Source organism: Acinetobacter sp. 24-47-47, assembly GCF_057737035.1.
Genome location: NZ_CM173216.1, coordinates 2022863 through 2043930, shown reverse-complemented (window position 1 = coordinate 2043930; position 21068 = coordinate 2022863). Strand labels below are relative to the sequence as shown.

Annotated in this window: 18 protein-coding genes and 1 tRNA gene; 14 read left to right on the top strand and 5 right to left on the bottom strand. The window is 37.8% G+C overall.

Translation table 11 applies throughout. The annotated features are described in order from the left end of the window. Positions 1 to 106: 106 nt before the first annotated feature. Positions 107 to 182: transfer RNA gene (locus AC1M9E_RS09560), tRNA-Glu, on the bottom strand. A 269-nt stretch (positions 183 to 451) separates the two neighbouring features. Here AC1M9E_RS09560 and AC1M9E_RS09555 point away from each other — a divergent pair. Then, positions 452 to 919: a YaiI/YqxD family protein gene (locus AC1M9E_RS09555; RefSeq protein ID WP_035266848.1), complete on the top strand. Its 468-nt coding sequence runs from the start codon at positions 452 to 454 to the stop codon at positions 917 to 919. A gap of 23 nt (positions 920 to 942) precedes the next feature. Further along, on the top strand, positions 943 to 1851 hold the full coding sequence (locus AC1M9E_RS09550) for a DMT family transporter (RefSeq protein ID WP_481607606.1): 909 nt from the start codon (positions 943 to 945) through the stop codon (positions 1849 to 1851). A gap of 9 nt (positions 1852 to 1860) precedes the next feature. Here the strand turns inward: AC1M9E_RS09550 and AC1M9E_RS09545 are convergent, their stop codons facing one another. Then, a complete protein-coding gene (locus AC1M9E_RS09545) occupies positions 1861 to 2436 on the bottom strand; it encodes a PilZ domain-containing protein (protein ID WP_035266851.1) in 576 nt (191 codons plus the stop codon). A 23-nt stretch (positions 2437 to 2459) separates the two neighbouring features. Here AC1M9E_RS09545 and AC1M9E_RS09540 point away from each other — a divergent pair, with 23 nt between their 5' ends. From AC1M9E_RS09540 to AC1M9E_RS09530, 3 genes are all read left to right on the top strand, one after another. After that, positions 2460 to 3695 carry a lipoprotein-releasing ABC transporter permease subunit gene (locus tag AC1M9E_RS09540; RefSeq protein ID WP_035266853.1) on the top strand — a complete coding sequence of 412 codons (1236 nt, stop codon included), beginning with the start codon at positions 2460 to 2462 and terminating at the stop codon, positions 3693 to 3695. Beyond that, complete coding sequence (gene lolD / locus AC1M9E_RS09535; protein ID WP_035266856.1) at positions 3688 to 4365, top strand: lipoprotein-releasing ABC transporter ATP-binding protein LolD; 678 nt, start codon at positions 3688 to 3690, stop codon at positions 4363 to 4365. Before AC1M9E_RS09540 ends, lolD begins: the two co-directional genes overlap by 8 nt. A gap of 82 nt (positions 4366 to 4447) precedes the next feature. Continuing rightward, positions 4448 to 6937: a DNA internalization-related competence protein ComEC/Rec2 gene (locus tag AC1M9E_RS09530; protein ID WP_488224728.1), complete on the top strand. Its 2490-nt coding sequence runs from the start codon at positions 4448 to 4450 to the stop codon at positions 6935 to 6937. Here the strand turns inward: AC1M9E_RS09530 and AC1M9E_RS09525 are convergent. Then, entirely contained in the window at positions 6934 to 7869 is a 936-nt protein-coding gene (locus AC1M9E_RS09525) for a lysophospholipid acyltransferase family protein (RefSeq protein ID WP_035266859.1), read from the bottom strand. The two genes, AC1M9E_RS09530 and AC1M9E_RS09525, sit on opposite strands and share 4 nt — an antisense overlap. 131 nt (positions 7870 to 8000) lie before the next feature. On the opposite strand from AC1M9E_RS09525, the gene sppA reads away from it, so the two are divergent. Further along, a complete protein-coding gene (sppA, locus tag AC1M9E_RS09520; RefSeq protein ID WP_035266860.1) occupies positions 8001 to 9014 on the top strand; it encodes a signal peptide peptidase SppA in 1014 nt (337 codons plus the stop codon). Further along, positions 9011 to 9820: an alpha/beta fold hydrolase gene (locus tag AC1M9E_RS09515; RefSeq protein ID WP_481607608.1), complete on the top strand. Its 810-nt coding sequence runs from the start codon at positions 9011 to 9013 to the stop codon at positions 9818 to 9820. Before sppA ends, AC1M9E_RS09515 begins: the two co-directional genes overlap by 4 nt. A 15-nt stretch (positions 9821 to 9835) precedes the next feature. On the opposite strand, the gene purN is transcribed toward AC1M9E_RS09515, so the two are convergent. After that, a complete protein-coding gene (purN, locus tag AC1M9E_RS09510; RefSeq protein WP_481595881.1) occupies positions 9836 to 10465 on the bottom strand; it encodes a phosphoribosylglycinamide formyltransferase in 630 nt (209 codons plus the stop codon). An 18-nt stretch (positions 10466 to 10483) separates the two neighbouring features. Next, positions 10484 to 11554, bottom strand: a complete 1071-nt coding sequence (purM, locus tag AC1M9E_RS09505; protein ID WP_035266866.1) for a phosphoribosylformylglycinamidine cyclo-ligase — start codon at positions 11552 to 11554, stop codon at positions 10484 to 10486. 135 nt (positions 11555 to 11689) lie between these two features. Between purM and cxpE the strand changes: the two genes are divergently transcribed. The 7 genes from cxpE (at position 11690) to AC1M9E_RS09470 (ending at position 21017) form a co-directional block, all read left to right on the top strand. After that, positions 11690 to 12913, top strand: a complete 1224-nt coding sequence (gene cxpE / locus AC1M9E_RS09500) for a chloramphenicol efflux transporter CxpE (RefSeq protein WP_481951984.1) — start codon at positions 11690 to 11692, stop codon at positions 12911 to 12913. A 15-nt stretch (positions 12914 to 12928) separates the two neighbouring features. After that, complete coding sequence (gene hda, locus AC1M9E_RS09495; protein WP_035266869.1) at positions 12929 to 13636, top strand: DnaA regulatory inactivator Hda; 708 nt, start codon at positions 12929 to 12931, stop codon at positions 13634 to 13636. Between the two features lie 179 nt (positions 13637 to 13815). After that, positions 13816 to 15606: a rhombotarget A gene (rbtA, locus tag AC1M9E_RS09490; protein ID WP_488224727.1), complete on the top strand. Its 1791-nt coding sequence runs from the start codon at positions 13816 to 13818 to the stop codon at positions 15604 to 15606. A gap of 12 nt (positions 15607 to 15618) precedes the next feature. Beyond that, the gene (locus AC1M9E_RS09485; protein ID WP_488224726.1) at positions 15619 to 18030 is read left to right on the top strand and encodes a CSLREA domain-containing protein; all 2412 of its coding nucleotides are present in this window, start codon (positions 15619 to 15621) and stop codon (positions 18028 to 18030) included. 127 nt (positions 18031 to 18157) lie between these two features. Beyond that, positions 18158 to 18940 (top strand): tellurium resistance protein, encoded by a 783-nt coding sequence (locus tag AC1M9E_RS09480; protein ID WP_488224725.1) that lies wholly within the window; start codon positions 18158 to 18160, stop codon positions 18938 to 18940. Between the two features lie 8 nt (positions 18941 to 18948). Next, positions 18949 to 20079 (top strand): toxic anion resistance protein, encoded by a 1131-nt coding sequence (locus tag AC1M9E_RS09475; protein WP_488224724.1) that lies wholly within the window; start codon positions 18949 to 18951, stop codon positions 20077 to 20079. A gap of 17 nt (positions 20080 to 20096) precedes the next feature. Next, on the top strand, positions 20097 to 21017 hold the full coding sequence (locus AC1M9E_RS09470) for a hypothetical protein (RefSeq protein ID WP_481593039.1): 921 nt from the start codon (positions 20097 to 20099) through the stop codon (positions 21015 to 21017). Positions 21018 to 21068: the final 51 nt, after the last annotated feature.

Sequence of the window (21068 nt, the reverse complement as noted above, 5' to 3'; positions counted from 1 at the left end):
GATTGAAAATTCGAAACAAATGAAGCGAGTTATTGTAGTGAAAAACTACAATTCTTCAATGAAATAATAGTAATTTTGAATATTGAGTGATCGTATGAAACGATAATGGCGTCCCTACGGGGATTCGAACCCCGGTTACCGCCGTGAAAGGGCGATGTCCTAGGCCTCTAGACGATAGGGACGTTGCGAGGTGCTTGTATATTAAGGATAGACATTTCAATTGTCAAAAGCTTCGTATCAAAAAAAGTTTTAATCGTTCATACATTAAGCAAAAACAATCAATTAGTTTTAATTTTGATTAAACTGACAACAATAAGATTTTTCATGTATTTAAATAACATGGAGAGAAGGTCCTCACTATAAAAAACGATCCGCTTTATATTCATCATATCAAACCAGCCATCTGTAAAATTTGATAAGATGACGTGGTAAGACAACGAAGGAAAGAGGCGTGTTGCCATTTAAACTCTGGGTCGATGCTGATGCATTACCTAAAATTTTGCGTGAAGTCATTTTAAGAGCTTCTGATCGTTATCAACTTGAAGTAACTTTTGTCGCCAATCAAAATGTAGGAATAACTCCTTCTGTTCGTATTAATTCAATACAGGTGATGAGTGGAGCAGATCAAGCTGATAAAGAAATTATCGAACGTATGAAAGAACATGATATTGTCATGACGCAGGATATTCCTCTAGCAGCTCAAGTCATCGAAAAGGGTGGCGTTGCAATTCATCCACGTGGTGAAATTTGGACAGAAGCTAATATTAAGGCACGATTACATTTGCGTGATTTTATGGAAACTTTGAGAGGGGCTGGAGTTCAAACCGGTGGACCACCGCCAATTTCAGAAAGAGATAAGCGTGAATTTTCAAGTGCTTTGGATCAAACGATTCAAAAACAAAAAAGAAAAACTGCCTGATTTATCTTATCAATCGAGTTCACATGCCAGAAAAATCTAAACTTATGCTCATTTATGCCTTATTGGTCATCATCTGGGCAACAACTCCACTTGCGATTGTGTGGAGTGTAGAAGATATTTATTTAATGTGGGCATTGGTGATTCGATTAGGCTTGGCACTGCCTATCGCGGCATTGCTTCTCATTGTTTTAAAGGTAAAATTTCCTTTAAATTCAATTGCATTGCATAGTTATTTTGCTGGTTCATTTAGCTTGATTGGTTCACAATTTTTTACTTATGTAGCTACTGATTATCTAAGTTCTGGCATGATTGCACTGATGTTTGGATTAGCACCAATTATGGCAGGGCTTATTGGAAAATTTATCTTTCAACAAGATTTGCATAAGCTGCAATGGTTAGGAATGATCGTCGCGATTACTGGGCTTGTAGTGATCAGTTTTACTGGATCATCACAACATATCCATCCCATTGGAATTGGTTTAATGTTGCTCAGCGTTTTTTCATACGCAATGTCAATTTTTTGGGTAAAAAAAATAAATGCTGATGTAGCACCGATGGCACAGGCGACAGGTTCAATACTGGTTTCTACCATCGTTGCATGTCTAATTGTGCCATTTATATGGAAATATTTACCTACTGAATTACCTTCAATGAAGTCATTACTTGCGATCATATATTCTGTTGTTATGGCTTCATTAGTTGCTATGTTTTGTTATTTCTATTTGGTCAAAAAAATCCAACCCACCACATTGTCCCTTACAAATGTAATGACTCCAGTTTTAGCGCTTGGTATAGGTGCCGCGTTTAATCATGAGAAGTTAACGCTAGGTATGATACTGGGAGCAATGATCCTACTTCTGGGATTGTTTATGTATTTTTATCGGGATATAGAAGCGAATCAGAAATTTAAACAAAAAGTATTAAAGCCTTAAGTTGGATGCTCAGCGATTCTGTGAGTTTTTTAAATGCTTCAAGGCTTCTGTCAACTTTACTTTGTCTTGGGGATGTAACGTTAGAAAATATGCACCGGTTCTAAACAGCCCATTTTCTTCTTGATTGCTGTAGACAACTTGTGCAGTTGCAGCGATATGAAAATCATTTTCAGGGTGACTCAATGTGATGTGTATATAGGTTTGTTCAGGGATATGTTGCTCAGCATAAAAACTAAAACCTGTTTCAGACAAATTGACTTGAGTAGGTACTGGTAACATGGTTTGTACAATAGAGTCGTAAAGTGAGCCCGTAATCAGGTTTAATTTTTGATTAAATAAGGATAATATCCGAGCAATTTGTTGATCTTTTTGATTTAATTGTTCTAATTCGTACATAAGCGCATGATCAAATTGATCTAATTCTGCAAGTAAGAGAAAATAGCGCGGTAGTACAAAATTTGAATCATAGGGATCATTCAAAGCGACATCTTTAGTGATGATCTGATAATTTATTCTTAAGGCAGCATCAATACGTGACATGACGCGTCTTTCAATATTGCCACTTTGATGCTGAAGATTTTCCATTAAAACACCTCGGACTAGATGGTATGTTTAAACCGATCTCGCTGTATATAGGGTTGAGATACACTCGCGCACGGCGAAGTAATCACTTTATTTCTTTTATTGCTTTAGTTTCCATGATCGGTCTGACTTTGGGCGTCGCTGTTCTCATTACTGTGTTATCTGTAATGAACGGTTTCGATCGTGAATTAAAAAACCGTGTCTTGGGAATGGTACCTCAAGCGACTGTTTCCTCTACACAAATTCTAACAGACTGGCCTGAGCTTGCAAAGAAAATAGACCAACATGAACATGTGACGGGTGTTGCACCTTTTACACAGTTGCAGGGGATGTTAACAGCCCAAGGACAGGTTGCAGGGATAATGGTCACGGGTATTGAGCCTGACTATGAAAAAAATGTATCTATTATTCAAAATCATATGGTTCAAGGCGACATCAACTCATTAAAGAAAGGTGAGTTCGGGATTGTTTTGGGCAAGCAGATGACGGATGCTTTAGGTTTAAGTCTCAATGACAATGTAACATTGGTATTACCTGAAGCGACACCATCACCCGCTGGCGTTGTTCCACGATTTAAACGTTTTAAAATTGTCGGTATTTTTAGTATTGGTGCGGAAGTGGACTCGATGATGGGTTACATCGCGCTAAATGATGCTTCGACACTGTTGAGACTGCCGGATGGTGCACAAGGTATCCGTATGAAGCTAGATGATATCTTCAAAGCACCACAAGTCGCTGAAGAAGTTGTTATGGATTTACCAGGCAATTTCTATCCATCAAATTGGACTTATACGCACGGCAATCTCTTTAGTGCCATTCAGATGGAAAAAGCAATGGTCAGCCTTTTACTTTTCCTGATTGTCTTGGTTGCAGCATTTAATATTGTATCTTCATTGGTGATGGTGGTTACTGATAAAAAATCCGACATTGCTATTTTAAGAACCTTAGGTGCTTCACCAGCAACGATCACTAAGATTTTTATGGTACAGGGTACGGTGATTGGTGTTGTAGGAACACTGGCAGGAGCAGCACTAGGTATCATCTTTGCAACGAGCATCAGTGGATTTATTGGCTGGTTGAACACTGCTTTTGGACTAAATTTGTTCGATGCATATTTCATTAACTATTTACCATCGTATCTACGTTGGCAAGATGTGGTGGTGATTGTTAGCTTATCACTAGCGCTAAGTTTCCTTGCAACAATTTATCCAGCGCTGCGTGCTGCCAAAGTTCAACCAGCAGAGGCTTTACGCTATGAGTAATATTGTCTTAGAAGCCAAAAATATTCATAAACATTTTACAGATGGTAAATCAACTGTTGAAGTGATTAAGGGATTGGATTTAGTTGTTGAGCAAGGACAATTTGTTTCAATTGTTGGATCAAGTGGTTCGGGTAAGAGTACGCTGTTACATGTATTAGGGGGACTTGATCGTCCGTCCGAAGGTGTAGTGATGCTTAATGGTCAGCGTTTTGACACTTTAGGCGAAGCTGAACGCGGTTTCCTACGTAATGAACACCTCGGATTTGTGTATCAATTTCACCATTTACTTCCTGAGTTTACGGCTTTAGAAAATGTATCAATGCCGCTGATGTTACGTAAAGATGCAAATTTTAAAGAAGTAAAAGAACGTGCAGAATATTTGTTGAATAAAGTGGGTTTATCACATCGTTTAACGCATAAACCAGGTGAGTTATCTGGCGGTGAGCGACAACGCGTTGCGCTTGCACGGGCTTTAGTGGCTCAACCTAAATTGATGATGGCAGATGAGCCTACTGGAAATTTAGATCGTAAGACTGCCGTCACAATTTTTGAATTGCTTTCCGATCTGCGTAAAGAATTTAATATGGCAATGCTCATCGTGACCCATGATGAGCAGCTCGCACAAACTGCTGATAAGATTTTGCATATGCAAGATGGATTGTGGGTATAGCCTAAAAATCCGATTAACAGTCTTGTTAAAGCCCACTTAGGTGGGCTTTAATCTATTTAAGAAAAATAAACATAAAAGTTAGATGTTTTTAATATTTATTCTCATCTTTTGGATCATTGGTGTTGCTACGATCAGCTTTCAGGGTGAAGTTGAATATTCAACTCTCTTGCTGGGTATGGCAAGTATCATTTTGATCATGGGTTACTTTGTACAATTAATGAGGCAACCTGATCGATTCATTTATCCTCACACCTCAAGTATTGTCCAGTCATCATCAAGAATGCTTGTGCTAACGGGAATTTGTCTGATCACATTTGTTTTGGGGCATCAACATGCAAAAACAGCCTTACACGATCGTTTAGAGAAACGTGTTCAATATATTGAAGAAAAAGAAATAGTTGTCTATATCAATAAAATTAATCAGCTGAAAATGGATCAGGAAGGTCGATCAATACAGCAGCGTGCGCAAGTGATCGACAAGAAGCAAGGACAATCTCAAACGCTATTATTATATTTGCGAGAGTCAAAACTTGATACGACATTAGAACTAGGGCGCTATTATAAAGTTACGGGAAAATTAAGACCCGCACATAGTTATGCAGTAGATGGGGTATTTGATCATGAGAAATGGTTGTTGCAGCAAAATATAGCTGGAACAATGCGTGTAGATTGGATCGTACCTGTAAGTGAAGCGGTGTTATATTCTGAAGGTTATTTATCTTCAACCGATGTGCATCGGAGCCTTATCGCACGATTGAGCCTGAGCATTGAAAAAGCACGTTTAGCTTTTAGGGATGATATCGAACAGGGAGTATTCAGGAATAAGGGTTTGCTAGTCGCGTTACTCACAGGTGATAAGAGTCTACTGACGGAGCAACAAGAAGAATTATTTAAAAAACTAGGCATTACGCATTTATTGGCTATTTCAGGTCCACATGTTCTAATTTTTGCTGGTTTATTATCGTGGTTCATGGGGCATCTTGTATCAATTTTTCGTCCTCATATTTTTCTAAAAGTTCCCAAAACATATTTACTTTTAATCCCTTTCGTATGTGGGGTAATTATTTATAGTTTTTTTTCAGGGCTCGAAATTCCTGCACTAAGAACTACATTGTCAGTTTGTCTAATTAGTATCGCTATTTTATTTAAATTTAAGATTAAGCCTTTTGTGCTATTACTTATCAGTGCGAGCTTAATGCTCTATTTAGACCCTTTTAGTATTTTATCTGCTGCATTTTGGCTTTCGTACGGCGCATGTTTGATTTTGATTCGTGTATACCAAACGATCGTTCATGAACAGCAAAACACTGCTTTAATCAACAAATATCATTTTCTAGATAAAGCAAAAATGTATCTTAAAATACTTTTGCAATCCCAATGGAAAATATTTATTGCACTGTTACCATTCACTTTACTGATATTTCAACAGATTTCTTTACTTGCACCATTTGCTAATTTAGTTGCTGTTCCAATGATTGGGACCTTGATCGTGCCATTAGAAGTACTGGGCTATTGTCTCAGCTTTATTCCTTTTGTTGGTCTATTTTTATTTCATCTGGCTGATATGTTGATATCGGTGCTTTTGGTGCTGCTGACTAAGTTGGGATTAATATTAGACAATCCATTGAAATGGGTGGCGCTAACGAAAGCACAAATGTTTTTGCTCGCTTTAGCAGTATTGATATTCTTTATGCCAAAGAATGTAATCCCTCGATTATGGATACCCGTATTAGGTGTGGCATTGCTGATGCCTAAACGTGATGATGGATACGATATCATTGAAATTTTAGACATAGGGCAGGGGCAATCCATACTCTTACAGTCATCAGGGAAAAATGCTTTAGTTGATACAGGCGGGAGCTTTGATGAGAATACATTTAGTATTGGAGAAAGTGTAGTTGTCCCTTTCTTAATTCAACGTGGCATATCAAAATTAGATCAAATTTTTATGAGTCATCTTGATCAAGATCATGCTGGTGCATACAGCGCTATCGAAAAACATATACAAATTGATCAAGTTATCTCAAATGAAAAAGATGATAGGTTTCAGCAAGTGAAATTTGATTATTGTCGACAGCATCAACAGGTGCAATTGGGTAAGATAAATATACAATTTCTCTCACCAGCTGAATCACAATTAAATTTTGTCAGTCAAAATCGTAATGAGCTCTCTTGCGTAATATATCTGACATTACCCTATGCTAACGATTTTAAGCATATTCTGATTATGGGAGATGCAGGATGGGAGACAGAGTATAGTATTTTAAAGCAGTATCCTGAACTTAAAGTAGATATTTTAATCTTAGGACACCATGGCAGTCGACATAGTTCATCTTACGACTTTTTAAAAAATACCAAACCTAAAATTGCCATTGCATCGGCTGGTTTTGATAACCGCTATAATCATCCACATCCTGTTGTCAAAGAGCGTTTAAAAGCGCTTAATATTCCGCTACTCGATACCCAATCGAAGGGCAGCATTCGAATGACCTTCGATAAAAACGGAGATGTACAATTTCGATATCATCGAGATCAAAAAGCGTGGTTAACTCGGAATATCCCCATAGATTAACTTGCTTTTCTGACTTGTTCTATTTTTGCTCTGGCTTGTTCTGCAGGGATACGATAAATGTTATGTAGATCAGGATTTGCACGGAAACGTTTGTAGCTCCAATGAGCATGTTCAGGATAACGATGAATCAGGCTTTCTATTGCACGGTGAATTACTAACGTTCCATCAGCGGGAGTGCCTTCATAAATCGAAGCATCCATTGGTTCAATAAATACATCAAAATCTTCAGTTTCATTGCGAATTGCATAGACCAAAAGGCCTTTGGCTTTAGTTTTTTGGATGAGTTTGGCACTTAAATTACTGGACTCGAGTGGTATGCCGAAATAATCGATCATTTCACCACCGTGTTTAGGATTGTGATCTGGAAGAATCACAGTTGTCCCCCCTAATTTAAGGGCTTTAAAAATTTGTCTTATACCACTCTCATCTGTAGGGACTAAAGTTGCTTGTTCTCGACTACGAGCCTGGCGCACAAATTGATCTGCTTCTTCATTCTTGATGGGTTTATACATGATGGTCATCTTAGTATATTGTGCGAACCACGCATTCATGACTTCCCATGTACCAAAATGTGGTGCGAGTAAAATAATACCTTTCTTTTCAGCCATTGCTTCATGAAAATATTCAGCACCAGTGACATTGCGTATTCGTGAAATATTGGTTTCGTTTGAGCTTCCCCAAATACTAAAAAATTCCATATAAGATTGAAGTTCGTTTCTTACCGCTGCACGAGTCACTAAATGTTTTTCTTCATCAGAAAGATGCGGTAAGCAAATGTCGATATTGAGGCGGATGGTATTCGTAGTTTTTGTAATTTTTAGCGTATTAATCAGCCCTGCAAGCATTTTTGCAAAAAAACGAGAAAAACGAATCGGACGGCGACTGAAGAAATTTAACAGGCGGGTTGTGGTCGATGTTTTGGTTTCAGGCATTAGATTCAAAATTTGGTAAGTTCATAGAATATTGTGATTTGGGTTTATTATATGTTAAATCTTGACTTATAAATAGTTTGACCTCATTCCTTGTATATAATGTCAGCTTAAATTTAATTTGGATGGTATGTATGTCCGCTTGGCCGCCTGAACCACAAAATGAAAATCAAAAACCAAATAACCAACCGAACGGAAAAGAATGGCAAATTTTAGAAAAAGCTGTTCTCGCATCTGTAGAAGAACAGAGACGTGCAAGACGTTGGGGAATCTTTTTTAAATTTCTTACTTTCGCATATCTGTTGTTTATAGTTTTGGTCATGGGGAAAAGTTGTTCAACGACTTCCACTGATAGTGCGGTGTCATCACAGCATATTGCTACAGTCGATATTGTAGGAACGATTGCTGCAGACCAGCAAAGTGTGAATAGTGCAGATACGATCAAAGGTTTGAAAAAAGCATTTGAAAGCAAGCAATCGCAAGCTGTTGTTTTAAATATTAACTCTCCGGGTGGATCTCCAGTTCAGTCTGATGAAATTTGGCAAGAGATCCAATATTTAAAGTCGGTTTATAAAGATAAAAAACTTTATGCATTAATTGGTGACACAGGTGCTTCAGGTGCATATTACATTGCGTCTGCAGCGGATGAAATTATTGTTAATCCATCAAGTTTAGTCGGCTCAATTGGCGTCATTATGCCAAACTATGGAGTGAGTGGTTTGATGCAAAAACTTGGCGTTGAAGATCGCACCATGACTTCAGGTGAGAACAAAGCATTATTGTCGATGACACAACCAGTTGATCCTGCACAACGTGCACACGTACAAGGTGTATTGGATAATGTTCATCAACATTTTATTGATGCAGTCAAAAAAGGTCGTGGCAATAAATTGAAATCGCAAGACCCTGCTATATTTTCAGGTTTGTTTTGGACTGGTGAGCAGGCTGTGAAGCTCGGTATCGCAGATCGGATTGGCAGTATTCACACACTGAAACGTGAATTAAAAGTCGAAAAAACGGTAGATTATACTATTCAACGCAGCCCCTTTGATTCTGTGCTTGGACGACTTGGAAGTGAAATTGGTCAAGGTTTTGCTTCTTCAATTTCCAAGCAGATTCAATCTGAGCAGGTGAATCGAATCCAATGAAACCATTGATCCATTTTGCTCATGCCAACGGGGTTCCATCGAAAGTTTATCAAAAATTTTTTGATGCTTTGTCTGATCAATTCGATGTGATTTATACGACCAATCTTGGTGTTGATCAACGTTATCCTGTAGATCAACACTGGGAAAGTATGACACAGCAAGTGATTGATAATATTGTTCAGAAATCCCATGGTCGTAAAGTGATTGGTATCGGGCACTCCTTAGGAGGAGTTTTGACGTTCAAAGCTGCGTTGAAATGCCCAGAACTTTTTAGTCAAACTATTCTTCTCGATCCACCTCTTATTATGGGGCTAGAATCATTTGCTATGCATATTGCAAAGTCTTTAAAGTTAAAAGTAGTGGATCAAATGTCGCCAGCGGCATTGTCTAAACGTCGACGTGATCACTGGGATAGTCGTGAGCAGGCTGCAACATTACTTCGACCCAAAGCATTATATGCAGCATTTGATGAGCAATGTTTTAATAACTATATTCAATTTGCATTAGTTGAAGATCCAACGCGTGGCGGCGTTGAATTGGCGATTCCAAAATCTATTGAAGTGGATATTTTTAGAACCAATCCTTCATTATGGTGGCTGCCTCAACCTAAGCTCAAAGTTCCAACTCAATTAATTGTTGCTTCTGAAGGTCCATTCTTAGCACGTAAATTCCCTCATAAAGTGAGGAAAAAGTTTGGTGTGCCTTTTAGTATTTTTGAAGGTGGGCACATGTTCCCACTTGAACATCCTGAGCAATTAGCTGCGCATTTAAAAACTATTTTGACGCCACTAAAAAACGCAGCCTAAGCTGCGTTTTTTAAATCAAATATGACAGAACTGTATTGGATCTTTCAAAATTTGATTTTTATAGTGCACGCCTTCGGATGTGACTTGAATGGTTTGATTACAAATCCATTCTACAACTTGAGGATAAATTAAATGTTCAAGTTGATGTACACGATCTGCTAAAGATGCAACATTATCATGGTGAGAAACTTTGAGTACGCCTTGAGCAAGTGCTTGACCTGCATCTAGTTCTGCAGTGACATAATGTACTGTGCAACCATGCCATAGATCACCAGTATTCAATACACGTTGATGTGTATGCATTCCTTTGTAATTTGGCAGCAGAGAGGGGTGGATATTGATCATTTTACCCTCCCATGCTTTAACGAACTTAGCACTTAAAATGCGCATAAACCCCGCTAAAACCACAAGATCAGCTTCCCAGTCGAGCAGTTGCTGGTGCATAACATCATCAAATGCTTCACGATCTGGGAAGTTTTTATGTTCAATCACTGCAGTTGCAATGTTGGCATGAGCAGCACGCTCAAGTGCGTAAGCAGCAGGTTTATTCGAGATCACACCGACGATTTGACCTGAAAGGTTTGCATCGATTAATGCTTGTAGGTTTGATCCGTTACCTGATACTAAAACAGCAATTTTAATCATGTTTTAACAATAAACTGATTAAGCGAAGATCACACGAATTTTTTCGTCTGCACCTTCGACAGATTCAGCATTGTCAACAATGTGGCCCATTGTCCATGCTTTTTCACCGAGTTGATTTAAGATTTCAACTGTTTTATCAGCTTCAGCAGCATCAACAACTAGAACCATACCTACGCCACAGTTGAATGTGCGGTACATTTCAAATTGTTCTACACCACCTTCACGTTGAAGAAGTTTGAACAGCTCAGGCCATTCCCAAGAAGATTCGTTTACTACAGCTTGGGCACCATTTGGTAATACGCGAGGTAAGTTACCTGGTAAACCGCCACCTGTGATGTGTGCCATCGCGTGAACATCAACCTGTTTGAGAAGCTCTAAAATAGGTTTAACGTAGATACGAGTTGGCTCCATTGCAACATCAGCAAGTGGACGACCATCAACAATTTGAGTTAAATCAACATTTTTTACATCTAAAATTTTACGAAGAAGAGAGTAGCCATTAGAGTGTGCGCCGCTTGAAGCAACACCAACTAATACGTCACCAGCTTTAACTTTAGAGCCATCAATAATTTTACTTTGTTCTACAACACCTACACAGAAACCAGCTAAATCGTAATCTTCACCTTCATACATGCCTGGCATTTCAGCAGTTTCACCACCGACCAACGCACATCCAGCAAGTTCACAACCTTGACCGATACCTGTCACTACATTTGCTGCGACATCAACATTGAGGTGACCAGTTGCGTAGTAATCAAGGAAGAAGAGTGGTTCAGCACCACAGACAAGTAAATCGTTCACACACATTGCAACCAAATCCTGACCAATTGTGTCATGACGGTTTAAATTCAATGCTAAACGTAATTTTGTACCAACACCGTCTGTGCCAGATACGAGAACAGGTTCTTCATAACCTTTAGGAATTTTACAAAGTGCACCGAAGCCACCAAGACCGCCCATTACTTCAGGACGAGTCGTGCGTTTAGCGACAGATTTGATACGATCGACTAACGCGTCGCCCGCCTCAATGTCGACACCTGCATCTTTGTAGCTTAAACCAGTGTTTGGGGTAGAAGTTGAGTTGCTCATATTGAAGTCTCCGCATTCGCGCGGGGATTATAACCTGAATATACGAAACTCTTATGTTATTTATGCACTAAAATGTTATCTTTACTAAAATATTTTCCTTTACATAACGAATAATCTTAAAAAAGGCGAGTTTCTATGGTAGATCGTACCCTACGCCGTGTTTTTATCCTTGCAGGGATAGCTTTATTTCTCTGGATTTTATACTTATTAAAACCGGTCGTAATCCCATTTATTGGTGCATTTTTAATAGCTTATCTTTTCAGTCCATTGGTTGATCGATTGCATAAGATAGGTTTACCTCGTTGGTTGTCTATCAGTTTGGTATTTATTGGTATTGGCGTTGTGATCACATGGGCAATGTGGTATTTGGTTCCATTAATTTGGGAACAGCTAATGTATGCTAAATCCAGTATCCCGAAAGTAGTTCATTGGGTAAATTATAGCTTCTTACCGTGGTTATCAGATACTTTCAATATAGTGCCACTAGAATTAGATGTAGACCAGATTTCAGCAGCTGTTATGGAGTATGTTCAAACCAATTATAGTGCTGACAGTATCCAAGCGATGGCACTCAAATTGGCACAATCTGGTCTGAATTTTATTCAGATTGGTGGGACAATTGTACTGATTCCAATTATTGCATTTTATTTCCTCTTAGATTGGGATCGAATGCTCAATAGTTTGCGTCGACTCATTCCACGTCCTTATGAAGCTTCAACGCTTGAAATCGTAGGTGAATGCCATAGCGTACTAGGTGCATTTGTAAAAGGACAATTCCTCGTGATGATCCTTTTGGGGATTGTTTATGCTGTTGGTTTACAACTGATTGGTCTGGAAGTTGGTTTGATTATTGGCATGATTGCAGGCTTGGCAAGTATCATCCCATATTTAGGATTTGCAGTAGGAATTATTGCTGCTGTGATAGCAACTTTCTTTCAATTTGGTATGGATTGGACTCAACTCCTTTTAGTTGCAGTGGTGTTCATGGTAGGGCAAGCTGTTGAAGGTTATGTGCTTCAGCCATTCTTATTGGGAGATAAAATTGGTCTTTCTCCAGTAGCGGTCGTATTCGCTGTATTGGCTGGTGCACAATTGGCTGGTTTCTTGGGTATGTTGATTGCATTACCTGTTGCAGCTGTAATCGTGGTACTGCTTCGACATGCACGTGACACTTATGAAAGGAGTACAATTTATGGTACGCCACCTGTTGCCGTAGCTGATCATGGTGGTGGTGAAATTACAATCCAAACCGATCAGGTTGATATTGAGCTTGATCTCAAACCACAATCAATCAATAATCAACAAGATATTGCAACATCTGAGAAAATCGATGTGCAGAAACAAAATAAAGAACCTTAAGGTGACCAAGCATTTATGCGGCAACTGCAACTTGATATAGAACCTCAACTTGATGCACGGATCAGTGATTTTTCCGGCCCAGGTTGGGGACCCGTCATTGATGCAGTTCGCCAACTTCATGCTGGATTAATGAATCGATTTTACCTTTATGGCGGTGCGGGCACAGGTAAGAGTCACTTATTAACTGCGATATGTGACTCATATCTAGATGTGGGGAAATCTGCAATTAAAGTTTCATTGCTAGAATTGCTCGATGCTCCAATTGAGGCGATTACTTCATTGGATCGCTATGATTTGGTCGCTCTAGACGATATTGAAGCGATTAGTGGTGTACCGCATTGGCAAAAGGCGGTATTTCATTTAATAAATAATAATAATGATGGTGGAGGACAACTAGTCTTTTCATCTAGATCTGCGCCAATTGAATTGAAACTTGAATTACCAGATCTTCAGTCGAGATTAACTCAAGCGGTGAGTGTTAAAGTGCCAACAGGTCAATCCTACGCTGACCGCTATGCCTTATTACATTCTGTGTTAGATCGTAAAGGTGTGCATTTTGATCCTTTAATTATTGATTATCTGCTGACCAATGGCCCGATACAGACCAGTACCTTATTACAAACGGTTGATCAATTATCAAAGTTACTACAGGGTGAAAAAGTTAAGCTATCCAACGCAACCCTTAAGCAAATCTACGCGCTCATCGATCAGTATAGTGCTTAAATGCTTTTTAAATGTTATTCAAAACTCAAAATGTAGACTTTATCTGAACTCGGCAATTTTTTACTTAAAAATAATTGAGAATTCTAAAAATTTGTGACAGATTAGTCAAAATGGACAAATAGCGCTACATAATTAAAGTTCGCTACTTAAAAAAATAAAGAAAAATTAAGGAGATGGTAATGCTCAGACGGGGCTTAGGTCTTGTATTGTTGTGTGCAACAGGGCATGTATTCAGTGCAGATATTGTGGTTACGACCACTGAAGATATCACCAAAAATGATGATCAATGTTCGTTGCGTGAAGCAATTGAATATATTAATCAGGGTAAACCTGAAGCAGGTCTCAATGGCTGTGGTGGTAAAGATGCCACAGATAATATTATCTTATCTACGAAAGAATATCTCCTAAACGAGCAAGTTCGCATCTCTAAACCGATGGTTTTTAGAACGCAGTATGAAACTACCATTGTTGACGATATTCCTGGTACAAAAAATGCCGTCATAACAATGAAGGGTACTGATCGAATTTTCCATATTGAGCGAATTCGTCCTAAAGCTGATGATGAAATTAGAGATGCTGCAATTGGTGTGGAATTTTACGAAATTACCTTTCAAGGTTGTGCCGCATCTGTATGCAAAGACAAAGGTGGGTTAATTCTCAATTATGAACGGCTAAAATTTGATAAGAGCCATCTTATCAATGGTAAAGCGAATTTTGGCGGTGCGATTTATAATGTTGAATCATTTATTGAATCCGAAACCAGCAAAATTCGTTCCGCCCGAGTGAATTTAGTTAATTCGTTATTGGAAAACAATCAAGCACAACAAGGTGCTGTTTTGTATAGTGAATATCCTGATTTTGACATTAGTGCTTCTGTTATTAAAGGTAATAAAACAACAGATTCAGAAGGTTTCGCAATTTATAGCCATAAACTGTTGAGTGAAGATGAAACTAAGGTGACCAATCTCAATTATGCCAAAGTGATCAATTCAACAATTTTTAATAATAAGGGCTATATTATCAATGTGAAGGATGGTATTGCACTTAATAACAATACGCTGGTCTTTAATGATTTTGGCTTGATTTTTAATGCACCGTTTAAGAAGGCATCGCTTACTAACAATATAATTGCAAAAAATGGCAATCGAGACTGTCGTGTAGAGACTGCAATAGATCAATCAAATTTAAACAATAATTTATATGGTTTTGGTTGTGAGGGCACAGCTTCAGAAAAACTGGGCGAGCGCACATTATTAGCTGGGACTGATGTAGAAGGTGAATGTGATGTTAATTCATCTGGCATTTTATGTCCGTTCAAAGTCTATTCTGGCTATGCTTTAGGATATTTCCGCCCAAGAGTGTTGCCTAGTTATCGACAACTAACAGACTCTCCGATCATTAATCGTGGACCAGATTCAAATGGTACATCATGTGAAACAGTTGATCAGCGTGGCAACACACGTAAGGATCGTATTTTGTGTGATCGAGGCGCAATCGAACTTATTCAGTCAAGTACGTCTTCAGGCAGATTTGGCAAGGATATATTTTATGGAGAAATTGTTAAGTTAAATATTAATGATTTTCTAGGAGATGGTGAGCTAATACCTGCTAGTCAATGTGATGCCTTAGTTGGACCTCATCCCAAAAAAGAAGAATGGCAAGCGGGCTGTATGATCATCCAACAAAATAACTCTCCTAGTAAAGGTAAAGCTGAACTACTCCAAAATGGAGAGTTTACTTATACACCTCAAGGGAATTGGCACGGAACTGATGATTTTAAAGTTTTGGTCGTTGTATCTACACGTCAATTGAATGAGTCAATGAATCCTTATATCGAAATTCCAACTGTCATTAAACAAGACCCCAGAGATACTTATACAAGCGATAAAGTAAAAACTTCTGGTGGGGGGCTAGGTCTAATCTCCGTATTAGGTCTGATGACTTTAATCGCGATACGTAGAAAAAAATAATAAGGGAATCGTATGTTGAAAAGTAGAAAAGCTTTTTTGACCTTAGCAGTCCTTTCTGCAATGTCCTTGATGGCTGCTGAAGATACAATAATTTATGTCACTACCTTTGATGATGAAGACGGTACTAATGATGTAAAGTGTTCACTCAGAGAAGCGTTGACGGCTGCTTCGATTAATCGAGCTTATGGAGGTTGTTCTAAAGGTAATACGGATCGAGTACAAACTGACATTATTCAGCTTGAAGCTGGTACCTATAGCTTGAATGCAGAGCTTCAGCCAACTTCTTCAGTGATTATTAGGGGTAAAGAGCCTGTCGATTATTCCAAACCGAATGTCATTTCAAATAGTTATCCTGCGCAAACTAAAATTCAAACTATAATTAATGGTCAAAATACACATCGCATTTTCAATACGACCAATCTAAATCGACCGAGTTTGAGTTTAAGAAATATAGAGCTGAGAAATGGTAAATCATCTACCAACGGTGGCGCTTTGCTATTGGGAGGCGAGACTGATTTATATAATGTAAATATCACTAGCTCTTCTGCATTAAGAGGTGGAGCGATATTTTTGAATGACAGTGATAGCTCTTTAAGTTATTCAGTCGGGTGGGTGAGTGGTAATACAGCTCAGCATGGCGCTGTTATCGCGATGTCTTGTTTGGATAATCTTGTGTTCACACGTCGTAAGATTGATTTATCCCGTATGTCTATTACCGAAAATGGAAATACAGCTTCAAACAGTTTATTCTCATTTTGTGGTGAACCTACAACTCAATTGCAAGCAAATACAATCTCTTCCAATGTATTAAATACTACACAAGGTCAAATTTTTCAATTTAGTGATCGTTTAACAGATGGGGGGCAAATAAATTTGAGTCCCAATTCTATTTTGAAGCTCGATAGTAATACGATTATCGCGAATACCGCGCGATCTGTGCTTTGGTATGGAAATACAGGTGCAAAAGCCTTAAATCATAATGTGATAGGTTTTAATCAGGCTAAAGCCTGTATATATAGTCACGGTGATGTGAGCCAAGTTGAGTCAGCAGGTATTGAATTATTGGCAAATGCTATTCCACTGAGTAATCCATCTATAGACTGTGATCTACCAGCAAAAGCGTCAGAAAATGCACAAAAAAATAGTCTTGATGTTAGTCAATTGAGTATCAATGATCTGTTTTCAACATCGTTACCAGTTAATGATGAGAATACTAACTTTCATCCTGTCTTTTTTCCGAAGATTAATTCTAGTGGTACAGATTTAGTTGATTTTGGTACTGATGGTTGTTCGCTGCTTGATCAACGAGGTATTAATCGGATTGGATTGGACTCGCTCAACAGTTTAGATGCGACTCCCAATACTTGCGATATTGGTGCGATAGAAACATTAAAGTTGACTGTTTCCAATTTAAGTAAAGCAAATGAATCACTGGTTCAGATAAAGCAATCAACTGAGAATAGAATTAAAGCATTCGAAGAAGCTATTGCCGATCCTGAAACCAAAGAAGAAGTGATTGATTATTATAATAAGGAGCTCACCGATCAAAAAGCATTTTTGAATGAGTTAAATAATCTTAATCAATATCGTCCAATTTTGTTCGATCCATTTAAATTGAATTTACCGGATGAATTTGTTTCTCCTGATGGTAAGGTGCGAAAAATTGAGCATCTTAATGTTGATAATTATGATGTCAAAGTTGAGGTTGTGGGAGTTGGGAAATTAGATATCGATAAAACGTTCTTAGGTAAGTTTGATGATCGGTTGAAATGTGAGTGGAAACCGCAGCTTAAGCAGATAGTGATGTATAGAACAGATGGTCGCATAACACCGAGTGGAGACTCTGAATTCTGTACATATACGCTTACTTCAAAAAGCGACAGTAAAAAAACATCAAGTGCATATTTAATTGGTAATTTTATCAATATCGTGCCAACTGTTCCTGAACGTGTGGAATATACAATCAATCCAAAAAAATCGACTCAAATCAGTGTAAATTTACTGGCTGAAGCGAGTGATGCTGGTGATGGCAACAGAAATGCAATCAATCCTCCAAATAAAAAGGAGTTTTACCATAATGCTAATGGGGATGAGGTATCAATTTATTTTGCAAGAGTACCGAATCCCGTTTCAATTATCGCAGATCGGGTAGAGCCATGTGCTAATGACCGTTTTAAAAAGTGCTATGGTGGAAACATTCGAGTTCAGTTGAACAATAATTTGGATGTCTTTTCCTATGATCTTAAGTACTCAGTATTGGACGCAGACGGCGCTTCATCAGGTGAGGGAACATTAGCTGTTCTAAATACGGAAACAGGGCCTGGAAGTTCTCGTGCGAGTGGAGGGGGTAGCCTAGGTGGGTTTGGGCTTTTAGGACTCATTGGTTTAAGTTGGCTTAGAATGAGAAAATCTAAACCTCATTAATAAAAAAGCCAGCATTTGCTGGCTTTTTTTGTGTTTGATTTTGTGTAATATTTTGCAAAAATTAGTATATTTTGAACAGTTTATTGCTACATTTGAAGATTGCTGATCACTTTCTTAAATTACACCAATGTCATCTTTTAATGAGCTTATACCCTTAAATCAAATTGAAGTTAAACCTTCGGATTTGCTATCAATTAAGAGGCATGATCTTGTTCCTTTATTGACTGATTCGTCTAAACTTAATTTATATGCTGAACATATTGTGCAGGCACAAAATGCTCTATTGGTAGGTATAGACCCCACTTTAAATAAAAAATTAAGCGACACAATTTCAGATATTATTCAAAAATTGAATCAATCCAAAAAGAAATTAAAACAAAAAAAATTTAATGCTTTCCAAAAGTGGCTAGGTCTGGATTTGGAGTTCGGTGCGGGTCAAATTTCTTATATTCGTGATTTAGATAGACTCATTCTAGATGCTGATCAGCTGTCCCAACGTATTCACATTGAAATCCAAAAGTCTAGTTCTCGATTTCAGCAAGCAGTTGGTTTAAGAGAGCAAATGGCGCGCTACATTCAAGCAGCAAGACAATTTTTAACAGAATACACAGATTTTTCTCATCATCGCCATCCACTCGATAACTTTGAGGAGCGATTGGCTAAAAAAATACAAACATTAGAGTCGGTACAAGCAAACAATGATATTTCTCTCATGCAAATGCAATTGACTCAACAACTTTCATTAACTCTGACGGATCGTTTTCGTGAAGCGCAGCAAGTATTAATCCCAGCTTGGCAATATCATCTTGAGCAAACTCAAATTAAAAATGGCGCAGTCGATATTGAAAAGTTAGATCAAAGTCGCGAACAACTGATTCGATCTCTAAAAAAATCACTAATTAAAGAATAAGGTGTGTTATGTCTGATTTTCCAATTCAAAAGAAAAATGAATCCTTAAGCTTAATCTCTACGGAGGAAAAGTTTTCCAAGTTAGATTTAAAAGAAATTGGGTTGACGACGTCAGACCTTGCAGCAGTCGAATCAGTTCACCAAGAACTAGCTGATATGAATCATGCTACGGTTGCTGAATATGGGAAAAATATCGCGACTAAAACAGCGACTTATACGGATGAATTACTGGATCTAGTTAAAAATAAAGATTTGGATGCAACAGGTCAAAAGTTAAATGAAGTCGTTACAGTGGCTCAACAGCTCAATACAAACAGTATTTTAAGTCCTGCTAAAAGTTCAGGCTTCTTGGGTAGTATCTTAAATCGATTTAAGGGTGCTAAACAGAGTTTTGATCAAAAGTTCAATACCACTAAAGAACAAATAGATGCTTTAGTTAAAGAAATTGAAACCTCTCAACAAGGGTTAAAAGACCGTGTAAATACATTGGATCGTATGTTTGATGGTGTGCAGGACGAATATAAACAATTAGGGGTTTATATTGCTGCAGGGAAAATTAAACAACAAGAAGTTCTGGAGCAAATAGCTGAATTAAGTACGCTAGAACAAGATGCGCAAACTAATCAAAAAATCTACGACTTAAATCACTTAGCAAACAACTTGGAAAAAAGAGTGAGTGATTTACAGGTATTGCAACAATCTGCGATGCAGACATTACCGATGATTCGAATTATTCAATCAAATAATTCAATGTTGGTTGATAAGTTTTATGCGATAAAAAATATCACGCTTCCTGCCTGGAAAAATCAAATTAGTTTAGCGATTTCATTACAGGAACAAAAAAATAGCGTCCAATTGGCTAATACTATTGATGATGCGACGAATGAGTTACTTAAACGAAATGCAGATTTATTACACCAGAACTCAGTAGATACTGCTCGAGCAAATCAACGCTCAGTGATTGACATTGAAACACTTGAACATGTTCAAAATACCCTCATTAAAACAGTGAATGATGTTATTAGTATTCAGAAAGAAGGGATGCAAAAACGTGAAGAGGCATCAATCCGTATTAAGGCTTTGCAAGGAAATCTTCAACAACTTGTTTTGGATTCGAGTCAAAATCAGCCAAAACACTAATTTCTTGAGGTTTAAATTTGAATAAAACCAATGAATATCTTGTGGCGCAGACTGAGATTCAGAAAAGATTGCCTGAATTGTACAAACGAAATCGCATACTTAATTTATGGGGATTTTTGAGTACCAGTGTACTCATTATTTCAGTTGTGTCGCTTTTTATTCATCAGGACATGATTTATGGTTTTATGGGTATGAGTGAAACTGTTCAGCAGCTTCATTTGCCACATAGTTTAGATGAAGTCGTAAACGTTTACCAACATCAGCCTGACTATTTTTTTAATTTGATATCTTGGTTAGGTTGGTTCATTCTAAAAGTATTTAGCTCAGTCATTGGTGCTTTTTTTATCGTTCATTTTTTAAAGAAAATACGTTTTTTCTATGTGCGCTTTCAATCATTTGTACTTAAGTTTGTTGGTTGGTTCATTGCTGTCATTTTAATTTGGTCAGGTTTGACCTATGTTCAATATGACTTGAATGATGAGTCGTTGGAACAACAATATCAATTAAGTCATTATGATAAATCGATTCATGAAAGTCAGATTGCTGTCATCATGACTGAACAACAGGTCAATCCAATTATACAAGCCTACGTCCTTGCGCAAGTGGCTTTGATTCACAAACCTGAAGATACCAAGCTAGCAACTACATATTTAGCTCGACTTGCGCAAGCTGAAAGAAATGAAAAACAGTTTGTCGAATATGGTTTTAATGCAGAGCAGTTATGGTCAATGCAGCAACAAGTTTATGGTCAATCTATTACTCCTTGGGCAAAAGCGATAGATCATCGGGCAAATCAGGCACGACAAATTTCAGAAGTCGTCAAGATGATATTAATGGTGTTCTCAGCCATCATGTTATTGTTAATGCTTATTTTCTTTGGATTAGCTCGTAGTTTTAAAAGCAGAATTCAAACGATCACTCAACGTTTGGAGATATAGTTAAAGTTTGTACTGTTACGACCATCATAAAAGAATCATTTATTTTTAAAT